General features: G+C 36.2%; 9 protein-coding genes. 5 read left to right on the top strand and 4 right to left on the bottom strand.

Annotated features, from left to right (window positions below; translation table 11 throughout):
- Nucleotides 1-347 precede the first annotated feature (347 nt).
- From recA to J2Y38_RS03860, 4 genes are all read right to left on the bottom strand, one after another.
- Nucleotides 348-1,355, bottom strand: a complete 1,008-nt coding sequence (gene recA / locus J2Y38_RS03875) for a recombinase RecA (RefSeq protein WP_232679799.1) — start codon at nt 1,353-1,355, stop codon at nt 348-350.
- Nucleotides 1,356-1,512: 157 nt separating this feature from the next.
- Nucleotides 1,513-2,022, bottom strand: a complete 510-nt coding sequence (locus tag J2Y38_RS03870) for an acyl-CoA thioesterase (RefSeq protein WP_073486072.1) — start codon at nt 2,020-2,022, stop codon at nt 1,513-1,515.
- Nucleotides 2,023-2,158: 136 nt separating this feature from the next.
- The gene (locus J2Y38_RS03865) at nt 2,159-2,542 is read right to left on the bottom strand and encodes a DoxX family protein (protein WP_309839750.1); all 384 of its coding nucleotides are present in this window, start codon (nt 2,540-2,542) and stop codon (nt 2,159-2,161) included.
- A 7-nt stretch (nt 2,543-2,549) separates the two neighbouring features.
- Entirely contained in the window at nt 2,550-3,698 is a 1,149-nt protein-coding gene (locus J2Y38_RS03860; protein ID WP_309839748.1) for a DNA polymerase III subunit delta', read from the bottom strand.
- A gap of 434 nt (nt 3,699-4,132) precedes the next feature.
- Here J2Y38_RS03860 and J2Y38_RS03855 point away from each other — a divergent pair, with 434 nt between their 5' ends.
- The 5 genes from J2Y38_RS03855 (at nt 4,133) to J2Y38_RS03835 (ending at nt 12,536) form a co-directional block, all read left to right on the top strand.
- Entirely contained in the window at nt 4,133-4,585 is a 453-nt protein-coding gene (locus J2Y38_RS03855) for a hypothetical protein (protein WP_056207289.1), read from the top strand.
- Nucleotides 4,586-4,795: 210 nt separating this feature from the next.
- A complete protein-coding gene (locus J2Y38_RS03850) occupies nt 4,796-6,088 on the top strand; it encodes a hypothetical protein (RefSeq protein WP_053474361.1) in 1,293 nt (430 codons plus the stop codon).
- Between the two features lie 102 nt (nt 6,089-6,190).
- Entirely contained in the window at nt 6,191-6,601 is a 411-nt protein-coding gene (locus J2Y38_RS03845) for a hypothetical protein (protein WP_309839742.1), read from the top strand.
- Entirely contained in the window at nt 6,598-8,079 is a 1,482-nt protein-coding gene (sprC, locus tag J2Y38_RS03840; protein ID WP_309839740.1) for a gliding motility protein SprC, read from the top strand. Before J2Y38_RS03845 ends, sprC begins: the two co-directional genes overlap by 4 nt.
- Nucleotides 8,079-12,536, top strand: a complete 4,458-nt coding sequence (locus J2Y38_RS03835) for a type IX secretion system membrane protein PorP/SprF (protein ID WP_309839738.1) — start codon at nt 8,079-8,081, stop codon at nt 12,534-12,536. Before sprC ends, J2Y38_RS03835 begins: the two co-directional genes overlap by 1 nt.
- Nucleotides 12,537-12,641: the final 105 nt, after the last annotated feature.

Genomic DNA, 12,641 nt, shown 5'->3' with positions numbered 1-12,641 from the left:
AGTTTGGATAAACTCAAGTTAACTGCATAATATATTAGATCGAAAAAAAGTAAAAAGGTTGTATGAGCTGCTAAATTTTTTTTCAAAAAACAGTAAAAACCCGTTAGAACCATGAGTGAAACTAACGGACTTTTAGTGAATCAACCAACCAAATTTATTATAAAAAAAATGTTGAACTGCGTATTTATGGCCAATACCAATTAAACATTCTGTCTATTTGTATAGATGAAAGAGTTGCAAAAAGGTTGCGTCTTTTTTTAATTTTTTTTCAAATAAAAAACCCGAAAGATTTAAAATCCTCCGAGTTTAGAATGTAAAGTATTGATTTTTAAATACTTTTATAGTTTTTAAGCATCAGCTAATTCTTTCATGTGAGCTTTAATTTTTGCTTCTAATTCATCAGCCAATTCTGGATTGTCTTTAATTAAAGCTTTTACGGCATCACGTCCCTGACCTAATTTAGTGTCTCCGTAGCTAAACCAAGATCCTGCTTTTTTAACGATTTCAAATTCAACTGCTAAATCAAGAATTTCACCTGTTTTAGAAACTCCTTCTCCGTACATAATGTCGAATTCGGCAGTTTTAAACGGTGGTGCCACTTTGTTTTTAACGATTTTAACTTTAGTTCTGTTACCAATCACGTTTTCACCATCTTTAATTTGAGAGGAACGACGGATATCTAAACGTACAGAAGCGTAGAATTTTAATGCGTTACCACCGGTTGTTGTTTCAGGATTTCCGAACATAACACCAATTTTTTCACGCAGCTGGTTGATAAAGAAAACAGTACAATTTGTTTTACTGATTGTCCCTGTTAATTTTCTTAAAGCCTGAGACATTAAACGTGCGTGAAGACCCATTTTAGAATCTCCCATTTCACCTTCGATCTCACTTTTTGGCGTTAAAGCCGCAACAGAGTCAATTACAACAATGTCGATAGCCCCAGAACGGATTAAGTTTTCGGCAATTTCTAAAGCCTGCTCACCATTGTCTGGCTGAGAGATAATTAAGTTTTCGATATCAACGCCTAATTTTTCAGCATAGTTTCTATCAAAAGCATGTTCTGCATCAATAAAAGCTGCTATTCCGCCGGCCTTTTGAGCTTCGGCAATTGCATGCAATGTTAATGTAGTCTTACCAGATGATTCTGGTCCGTATATTTCAATAATTCTTCCTTTTGGATATCCATTTACTCCAAGAGCTAAATCAACGCCAAGAGAACCCGAAGAAATCGTTTCTACCTCTACAATGGCTCTGTCGCCCATTTTCATTACGGTTCCTTTTCCGTAGGTTTTGTCAAGTTTATCAAGCGTTAACTGCAGCGCTTTTAATTTGGCTTCTTTGTCTGAACTCATCTTTTCTTAAATATCTAAAATTGTTATTATCTGCCTTTCAAAAACCAAATAGTGGAATAACTTCCTGAATTTTTATTTGGCGAATTAGAATGTGTAAAAATACTTCTTTTTTTGAAGTTTGATTGCTTCAAATTGTTTCAAATTGTAACAATTTGTATTACAAAAATAATGCCTTCAATTCAGTAGCATCAGAAGGTTTTAATTTTCCAGCCAATACTAAACTTAACTGTTTACGGCGCAAAGCAGCTTCAAAACGTTGTATTTCTAACTCTGTTTCAGGAACAATTGCCGGTACTTCAACAGGTCTTCCGGTATCGTCAACAGCGACAAAAGTATAAATAGCTTCGTTTGCTTTCGTTCTGTTTCCAGATTCGCGGTCTTCTACCCAAACGTCTATAAAAACTTCCATAGAACTTTTGAATGATCTTGAAACTTTTGCCTCTACGGTAACAACGCTTCCAAGGGAAATTGCTCTGTTAAAAGCAACGTGATTTACAGATGCCGTAACTACAATTCGGCGTGAATGTCTGCGGGCTGCAATACTTGCGGCACGATCCATTCGGGCTAATAATTCGCCGCCAAAAAGATTGTTCAAAGGATTTGTTTCACTCGGTAAAACTAAATCAGTTAATATTGTCAGCGATTCTGATGGGTGTTTTGGATTCATTTTTTTAATAATAAAATTTTATTTTATGTCCGCTTTGTGGACGTTTCTTGCCACAGATTTCAAAGATTCTCACAAATTTTTTAATCATTTTAATATGTGAAATCTATGGCTGACTTTTTTGAATAATTGTGGTTGATTAATTCATCCAGTTAACTAACATAACGGCAGGAATTAAATAAATAACAATGGTTCTTGCGCCATCATAATCTTTGGCTAATCGTTGTCCGAAAAGCATCATTAACAAACAGATACATGAAAATATTCCGGCATAAAAACCATAATCACGACCACTGTTTGTTAGTAATTGAATCGAGCCGACAACACTTAAAATTCCGGAAATTAATTCTAAAATTAACAAGTGTAAAAGAGCCAGCGGCACCTGATTTTTTAATGGCGTTTTGGCAAAATGTTCTTTAAGCCAGGCAACATTATCTTTCCAGTAAAAAATTTTTTCATAGCCTGATTGTAAAAAAGTTAAGGCTAAAAATGCTAATATTAAAATAGAGGCAACATTGTTCATTTGAGGACTATTTTTTATGAATTAAACGAGTAAGTTTTATAGATAAATCGGTTAAGATTATTTTCGCATTTCCGTTTCTTTCAATATGATACATTGCATCTGAAAGCTCTTTGAAAATTTCGTGAATATTATTTCCGTTTACAAAAGGGGCAAAATTTTCGAGTTTAAATTTGTCGACTTTTGGCTCAATGTAAACTAAACTTGGCGTTTGATAATTCAGTAATAATGCCTGTCTGAACATTTCGATACAAAACTGAATAAATTTTTTCTGGCTTTCGCGGCCAAGTCCGGCAATTTCTTCACTCCAGGAAATTAAATCCTGAATCGCTGCGGCGTTTCCTTTTGCCCTGAAAGCAGCGCGAACCCAATTTACAAACCATTGCTCAAAAGGATATTCAGTATCATCTTCTTTCAATAAATGCAATGCTTTATTAAAATTTCCCTGCGCCTGATGGGCAATTTTTTTGGCTAAATTCGAATCTATGTTTTCTTTGGAAACCAATGCTTCGGCAATTACTTTTTCGGGAAGTCCGTTAAAGTGAATTACCTGACAACGAGAACGTATGGTTTGAATAATGTCTTCTTCGTTTTCAGAAATCAGAATAAAAATAGTTTTATCTGAAGGTTCTTCGAGCAGTTTCAAAAGTTTATTCGAAGCGGCAACATTCATCTTATCTGCCATCCAGATAATCATGATTTTATAACCGCCTTCGTAGGATTTCAGCGCAAGCGATTTTAAAACTTCCTGAGCATCTTCGACCCTGATTTCTCCCTGTTTGTTTTGAACGCCAAGGAGTTTATACCAGTCAAATAATCCACCGTAAGGCATTTCCTGAATAAAGTTTCGCCAGTCCTGAATAAAGTCTAAACTTTTGGGTTTGGTTTTAACATCTTCTGTAGTAACAGTTGGGTAAATAAAATGCAGATCGGGATGCGAAATATTTTGAAATTTCAAATTACACGAATCATTTCCATTTTCGTTTTCATCTCCTGTATTACTGCACAAAATGTACTGTGCATAAGCAATTGCTGTAGATAATGTACCGCTTCCTTCAGGCCCAATGAATAATTGTGCATGAGGAATTCGCCCGGAAGATGCACTTTTTATCAAGTGACTTTTGATGTAATCCTGACCTAAAATTTGAGAAAATTGCATGAAGCAAAGATAGCAGAAAATGATGTAGTCAAAAATTTTAGATTAAAGATTATTGAGCTGGATTTCATTTATGAGAATATGATTGTTTTTTGCTAAAAATATTGTTCTGTTACCGCTAACTTTTGTTAATAAATTACTTCACGCGAGCAGATATCAAGACTTTTTTGTTAATATTTTTTTGTTCAAAACGATAAACGTATACTTTTTTTGGCTATTTATAGTAAAATTTTAGCGCCTTTTTATAGATAATCTCTTACGTTTCCTGTTTTAACATATTTAACAAAAAGCCCGTTAAAACGCACATTTTCTCGACATAGAGCGGGGTTTTAAGGTTTTTTTAAGGTTTTTTTTTGAAAAAAGAATTCAATAAAGTTGCAATTTAAGTTAATTTCTATATTTTTGTTTGCATCAACAACCAATATAAATAAGAATTTATGAAAGGGAAAATTATTTTATTTAGTGCATTTTTTATCATGACTACTGCAGCTGTTTCTGCGCAGGCAAAAAACGCTCCAAGAAGTATTATTAGTACAACAGCTCTTATTCGTAAATACCATGATCAAAAAGAATTGAGTGGTATGCAAAAAGGAGAACTTTTGGAATTGTATATTGAGCGAATTAAAGTATTAGTAAAAACTCTCCCTTATATTGCGTTGGTTACAAAACCGGGTGTTACTATGGCAGACTTAGGTATTCCAGACGATAGTGAACACAAAAAAGTTTTAGATGCTCAGGCAATTGGAACAACAACTTTCTTAGATACTACAGTTGAGTTTCAAAGAAAAATGATGCCTTACTCAGATAAAGGAAACCTTATCGCGGCAATTTTATTTTACGAAAACACATTAAAATCTTTACATGAGTTCAACGAATTGAACGAGATGTAAGATTAAAAAAAATATTTTAAAACCTTTTTTGAAATGTTTACGTAGATGGATTTAGTTTCTGCGTTATTTTGAAAAAGTAAACAAAACAACTCGTTCTCGATTTATTCTGAATAATATTAGAAAAACCGAGAACAGTTTTTTTCATTTACGCATACCCAAATTATTTAAAGCATACCCAAATTTATTATTAACCTAATACACACCTTTATCATGAAAAAAATTACTCAAATGATCTGCGTTCTTTTGACAGTTACGAGTATGAGTGCTCAACAAGAGAAAGGAATTATGGGCTACACTAACTGGTTAAATAACTGGACTGAATTTAAGCCTAACAAAGTAGAGTATGGAGAAGCAAATCAAATTTTAGCAGGAAACATTTCTGTTAATACTAAATTGCTTAAAAGGAATATCTATGTTTTGCAAGGTAACGTTTACGTTACAAACAATGCGGTTTTAACAATCGAACCTGGAACTTTAATTATTGGTGATTTCGAAACAAAAGGAACATTGGTAGTTACAAAAGGTGCACAACTTGTTGCTGATGGTTTAGAAACTGACCCAATCGTATTTACATCTAACCGCAGCCAGAAAAAAGCTGGAGACTGGGGTGGAGTTGTAATTCTTGGTGATGCGCCAATTAACAAATTCGGTAACGTAGGTTCTTACAATATGGACCTTGATCCAACTTTAACTACTTATGGTGGTGACAATGTTGCTTCAAACTCTGGAATTTTAAGATATGTTAGAATCGAATTTGCAGGTAAAAAAGTGAAAGGAGTTGATACTTTCAACGGTTTAACTATTGCAGGTGTTGGTAACAAAACAATTCTTGAAAACGTTATGGTTAGCTACTCTGGAGGAGATTCATTTGCTTTCTTCGGTGGAGACGTTAACGCTACAAAATTCGTTTCTTATAAATCAATCAACGACGATTACAAATTTACACAAGGTGTACAATGTCGTTTATATAACTCTTTAGCAGTTAGATCTTCTTACTTATCTAGTAACAAAGACGGATCTCGTTGTATGGAGGTAAAATCATTCGAAAAGAAAAGCGAAACAGATTTTACTAAAAAAACTACTTTAGTTGTTGCGACTAACATTACAATGCTTAATGACAGTGAAAACATCAATGCTGACATTCAATCAGGTTTAGTAAAAGAGGCTGTTTACGTAGCTGAAACTGCTTCTCTTGAAATGAAAAGAAGTGTGATCTCTGGATTTAACCCTGCAGTGTTATTAGACAGCAAAACAGAAATCAATGATGCCAACCTTAAAAAAATCAAATTTGAGGAAATGTATTTCAACTTATGTAAAGGAAACATCTTTACTGAATACAACTCAAACAACGAAGATTTAGAGAGCTGGTATGGAAACAGTGTGTTCTTTAATGTTTATTCTCAAAGTGACAATAAAGAGACATTTATTGATATTTTCAACCCTAAAAAGCCAGACTTTAGATTACAATTAGGAAAAATTACAGCTTCAAGCGGCAATAGATAAATAGATTTCGATTTTTATTTCAAAGCGTAAATTTTATTAATAAAGTCCCCAGACACAATTTATGTATCCGTCTTAAAAGGACCAAATAAAGATCAAAACATAATGGCTCTATCTACAAAAAAGTATTTATATATATTCTTTTTGGTTTCTCCTATTTCGTTAAGTCTGTATGCACAAAGTTCAGCAATAGAAAAGCCTACGGTTTCTGCTGTTTCTGACTGCAAATTAGCTTCAATTGAGATAAATCAAAATAACGAATCAGCTGATCAATGCGTCAGCAAATTAGATAATTCTAATCAGTTAATAGTAGGGCTGTCCACCCCCAAGGACAGCCTTACTATGCCGGCTGATACGAAAGATCAATCTTCAGATTGTGAAGAAAACTCATTGATTGGTTCTACTTCAATTCTTGCAAAAGATATTATAGAGAACTACAAATATGATTTTTCTGAAACATTCATTGATATCTTGTTTTTTGAGCGTATAGACTTAGCAAGAACACGTACTATATGATTCAAAAAACTACTTTATCTTTTTTTAAAGTTTTCATTTTATTTAGTATAATTCTGTTTACTAAATCGAATACCTATGCCCAAACACCAGCAATAGTTGGACAACAGCTTCCTTTTGAAAGAATTTGTGCCGGTTTAGAAGTAAATGGAACGCCATTTAATGAATACTTCGCAACATTCAGCTATTTAAATTTTCCGGCAGGAACTACTTTTGAAGTAGAACTTTCAGACGATTTGGGAAGCTTCACAACTCCTACTGCTACAACAAAAATTTCATTTGTAGATGATCCTGTGGCGCAGCAGCAAACAATTAAGTTTGCTATTCCTACGAATTTAAAAGGATCAAATATATACAGTCTTCGTATTAAAAGTAATACGGCGACGCCTACTTACAGCCAGAGGGTTAAGAATTTTCAGGACCAGACTTCGTTTCCGGCTTATTACAGAATCTATGCAGAGAAATTTTTTATCAATAATAATGAATCCTCGGCTACTATTTGTTCAGGCGGAAGTTTAAGTCTTTCTGTTGATAATCCAACTCCTGCAGACACCCCATCTTCTCCTGCCAATTATCCAAATCTAACCTATAAATGGTACAAAGATGATATATTAATTGCAGGACAAAGCGGTACAACGTTAGTAGCAAATGCTCCGGGTGTTTATTATGCCCAAATCAATTATGGCGGTTGTGATGATGATAACTTTAGTTCTAATCGTGTTACGGTAGTATCTTCTGGCGGAGGATCTGCAGTAACGGTTGATTCCAGCTTAGGAAATCCTTTCTGTTTAAATGGTGCAGGAACTATTTTAACAGCAACATCAGGTAACAGTTATGTTTGGAAAAAAGACGGTGTAGTAATCGCTCCAAATACTCGCAGTATTACTGCAAGTGAATCTGGTCTTTATTCTGTTGAGGTTGATTTTGGAGGTTGTAAAGCTACAGGAAGTATCGATTTAAAAATTAATGGTTTCACGGCAAGTATAGATGTTCCGGAAACGTATCAGCTTAAAGAAGGAGAAACATTAAACGTATCAATAACGACTGATGCTACAACTCCTAAATACGAATGGTTTTTAAATAATATTGCAATAAACGGCGCTAGCAGTTCAAGTTATCTGGTAGCCGTAAGAGGTTTATATAGAGTTAAAATATCACAGGAATCAGGTTGTATAGCTTCAAAAGAATTTACATTTAGAGTTACTTCAGAAACAGATGCTGTTACTACTGTAATTCCAAACATTGTTAAACTGAGCGGTGCTTATCCTTACTGGAATATTCCAGATGCGTATAAAACACCATCGACGAAGCTAATAATTTTAAGTTCAAATGGAGAGGTAATGTATGATGATGTCGGCAGCAATTACGATCCGGAACTTAACTCTTTTATAAAAGATTTTAAAAATGTAAATCCAGTTTATTACTATGTCATTCAATCAGACACAGGTGAAAAAAAAGGATCAATAACTGTGATTAAATAATGAAGAAAATTTTACTATTCATAACTTTATTTTACGGTTTTTCTAATGTACTCTATTCTCAGGACAAAGTTGAGAATGGAGTTGTTTCGTTTTCATTACCTATCAGAAATTCATTAAAGTTTAATAGATATTTAATAAACCCTGCATTTAGCTTTGTTCGCGAAACAAACGCTTATGCAAGCTTTTATAACAAAAGACAATGGGTGCAGTTTGACAATGCACCGCAAACTTATTTAGCCAATTATTCTGGCCGATTCAGAGAAAATGAAGCTTTTGCTATTGGTTTGTTTCAACAAAATTACGGTTTGATGACCGTGTTTGGCGGAGTTGTCAATTTCGCTCACAATATCGTTTTGCAGGAAGACAGCAATCTTACTTTTGGTTTAAACGTAGGTGCTTATCAAAGTGGTTTAGACAAAGGAAAAATTATATCTGATGATCCGGATATTTTAAATGGCGACTATCCTTCAAACACAATGCTTACTGTAAATCCGGGGATTAATTACGGAACCGCTTTTCTTGATTTCGGATTATCGGTAAACAATTTAATTCTTTACAATTTTGGTTCAGGCGTTGTAAAAGAAGATCCGGAAAGAGCAATTGAATTGCATGCAATGTACACGGGATACATTGACAGTTATGGTTTTTTTGAGCAAAGTAAATTCTCAGGAATCGTAAAAACAGAAATTAAAAAAGATAAAACAGTTCTTTCAGGACTTGCCATGCTTTCGCTGAAACAAGGAGTTTGGGCACAGGCAGGTTACAATACTTTATACGGAGTTTCTGCAGGTTTAGGGGTTAACATTTCACCTAGCATTGCAATCGAATATAACTACGAAAGAGGAATGGGCAATTTTACAAATATGGGAGGTTCTCATGAATTTGCAATTGCTTATAAATTCAAAAACAGAAATTACTATTACGGAGATGACGAAGAAGGATCATTAATAGACCCTTCGAGAACGACATCTAAACCAGTAATTGCTAAACCAAAAACAAATGCAGCTCCTGTAACAAGAGTAGATGGAGCCGAGAAAGCAAGATTAGCTGCTGAAGCAAAAGCAAAAGCTGATGCCGAAGCAAAACAAGCAAGACTTGCTGCTGCAGAAAAAGTTAAGGCTGATGCCGATGCTGCAGCAAAAGCAAAATTAGACGCAGACAATAAAGCTAAAGCAGATGCAGAAGCTCTTAAGATAAAATTAGCCGCCGATGCTAAAGCTAAGGCAGATGCCGCAGCTGCAGCAAGAGCGCAGACAGCAACAGCAAACAGAGCCGTTGCAGCAGAACAAAAAACAGCCGCACAATTAGCTGCAGATAAAGCAAGAGCTGATGCTGAGGCAAGAAGAATAAAATTAGCAGCAGATAATAAAGCTAGAGTAGATGCTGCTGCTGCTGCGAGAGCACAAGCACAAGCAAGCAAACCATCTGCAACAGCTGCACAAAAAACAGCCGCACAATTAGCAGCAGACAAATCAAAAGCTGATGCTGAAGCATTAAAAATAAAACTTGCTGCTGATGCAAAAGCTAAGGCAGATGCAGAAGCTAAAGCGAAACAAACTGCTGCAGCAACACCGCCAGCTCCAGCACAGGCTCCGCAAAAAACACAAGCACAATTAACTGCTGAAAAAGCAAAAGCGGATGCAGAAGCACTTAAAATAAAACTTGCTGCAGACGCAAAAGCTAAAGCAGACGCCGCAGAAGCAAAACGTAAAGCCGATGCTAAAGCAAAAGCTGAAGAAGCAGATTTACAATCAATTCTGGCTGCAGATGCAAAAGCAAAAGCTGACTCTGATGCACTTCAGGCTAGATTAGCTGCAGAAGCTAAAGCAAAAGCCGCTTCTGAAGCAAAAACAAAAGCTTCGATTGATGCTGCAAACAGAGCAAAAGCCGCCGCTGCCGCAAAAGCAAAAGCCGCTGAAGAAGCAGCTCTAAAAGAAAAATTAGCAGCTGATGCAAAAGCAAAAGCAGATGCAGAAGCCAGACAAGCAATTATAGCTGCAGAAGCAAAAGCAAAAGCAGATGCAGAAGCATTAAAAATAAAATTAGCAGCAGATGCAAAAGCGAAAGCCGATGCTGAGGCTCAGGCAAAATTAGATGCGGAAGCAAAAGCGAAAGCTGATGCAGAAGCACTTCAGGCAAAATTAGCAGCCGATGCAAAAGCAAAAGCCGATGCTGAAGCTCAGGCAAAACTTGATGCAGAAGCAAAAGCGAAAGCAGATGCGGAAGCATTACAAGCAAAATTAGTAGCAGATGCTAAAGCAAAAGCAGATGCAGAAGCATTAAAAGCGAAACTTGCAGCAGACGCAAAAGCAAAAGCAGATGCAGAAGCTCTACAAGCAAAACAAGCTGCAGATGCGAAAGCGAAAGCAGATGAAGAAGCACGTCAGGCTAAATTAGCAGCCGATGCTAAAGCGAAAGCTGATGCAGAAGCATTACAAGCGAAATTAGCTGCAGATGCAAAAGCTAAGGCTGATGCTGAAGCAGAAAAAACAAGATTAGCTGCAGAAGCGAAAGCAAAAGCAGATATGGAAGCTTTACAAGCTAAATTAATTGCTGATGCAAGAGTTAAGGCCGATGCAGAAGCAACTGCAAAAGCTAAAGCGGAAGCAGAAGAAAAACAATTAAGAGAAGCAGAAGAAGCACGTCAGGCTAAATTAGCAGCAGACGCAAAAGCTAAGGCAGATGCAGAAGCATTACAAGCTAAACTGGCTGCAGACGCAAAAGCAAAAGCCGATGCAGAAGCATTACAAGCTAAGTTAGCAGCAGACGCAAAAGCAAAAGCTGATGCAGAAGCACTACAAGCTAAGTTAGCAGCCGATGCAAAAGCAAAAGCTGATGCAGAAGCACTACAAGCTAAGTTAGCAGCCGATGCAAAAGCAAAAGCAGACGCAGAAGCACTACAAGCTAAGTTAGCTGCAGACGCAAAAGCAAAAGCCGACGCTGAAGCATTACAAGCTAAACTTGCAGCGGATGCAAAAGCAAAAGCTGATGCAGAAGCATTACAGGCTAAATTAGCAGCAGACGCGAAAGCAAAAGCCGATGCAGAAGCATTACAAGCGAAATTAGCAGCTGACGCAAAAGCAAAAGCTGATGCAGAAGCACTACAAGCTAAGTTAGCAGCCGATGCAAAAGCAAAAGCTGATGCAGAAGCATTACAAGCAAAATTAGCAGCCGACGCAAAAGCTAAGACAGATGCTGAAGCATTACAAGCTAAGTTAGCAGCCGACGCAAAAGCAAAAGCCGATGCAGAAGCATTACAAGCTAAACTGGCTGCAGACGCAAAAGCAAAAGCCGATGCAGAAGCATTACAAGCTAAACTGGCTGCAGACGCAAAAGCAAAAGCCGATGCAGAAGCATTGCAAGCGAAATTAGCAGCAGACGCAAAAGCAAAAGCTGACGCTGAAGCTCTTAAAGTAAAATTAGCAGCTGATGCAAAAGCAAAAGCGGATGCTGAAGCTTTAGAAAAACAAAAAGCTGACGAAGAAACAAGAAAATTAAAAGAAGAAGAAGAGCGTCAGGCAAGATTAGCTGCGGAGAAAGCAAAAGCTGATGCAGAAGCAGCAGCGGCCAGAGCAGCAGCTGCAGCAAAAGATGAAACAGCAAAAGCAATTGAAAGCTTAACTCAGTCAATTGAAAGTTCAGGTAAAACACAAAATGATTTATTAGATCAGTTTAAATCAACAGTTGCTAATAAACAAAAAGACCTGAATGATTTAAAAGAGGAGAATGACTTAAGTGAAAAAGGTATTTACAAAGAACCAAAACCTTTCAAAAGTGTAGCTGCAGAAAACAGTCAGATAGAAGCTTTAAAATCACAGCTTGCTGATGCAAGTAGAGTTCAAAAAGATGAGATTGCGAAGCTGACGAATTTATATAACGAAAGACTTAAAAAAGTTCCAAATAAAAATGATGCTTTAAACAAAGCTTATCTTGAGAAGATAAACGAATTGAAAGCAGCACAGTTAAAAATGGAACTTGAAGGCGCAGCATTATTAGCCGATTTAGAGCGTATTAAAGCTGAAACTGAAATTGAGAAAAAACGTAGAATTAAGCGTGCGGCATACGAAAATGATCAGGGAAGATATGCTCAGGATGTAGCTGCTCTTAAACGTATTAAGGAAACAACGAAAGTAAGCAGTACACCGCTCACAGCAGCTGATTTTGATTTTGGTGAAGATCAGTCAAACATGCAGATTATTAAGAATATTAAAAATTCTGAAAGTGGTTATTACATGATTCTTGCGGTACACAGCAGTGTTGAAAAACGAGATGAGTTCTTAACAAAAGCTGTTGCATCAGGGCTTTCAAATATTAATTTCTTTTACAATATAACAACAAGTAAATATTATATCTATTACGAGAAATTCGATGGTCTGCAAGAAGCAACTAAGGCATTAGAAGCTAAAGGCAAATCACCATACAACGGGAAAATGGCTATCGTAAAAGTCGAGAATTAATAATAGGATATATAGACGGCGGCTTCTTCGAAAGAAGAAGGAAAGTAAAAACATAAATTTAAATTAAGATTGAATGTTGTTCTTTGAATGCCCCTTCAAAGAACA

Origin of the sequence: Flavobacterium sp. 2755, assembly GCF_031455715.1 — a bacterium.
GTDB lineage: Bacteria > Bacteroidota > Bacteroidia > Flavobacteriales > Flavobacteriaceae > Flavobacterium.
This window is presented reverse-complemented; position numbering and strand designations above follow the sequence as displayed.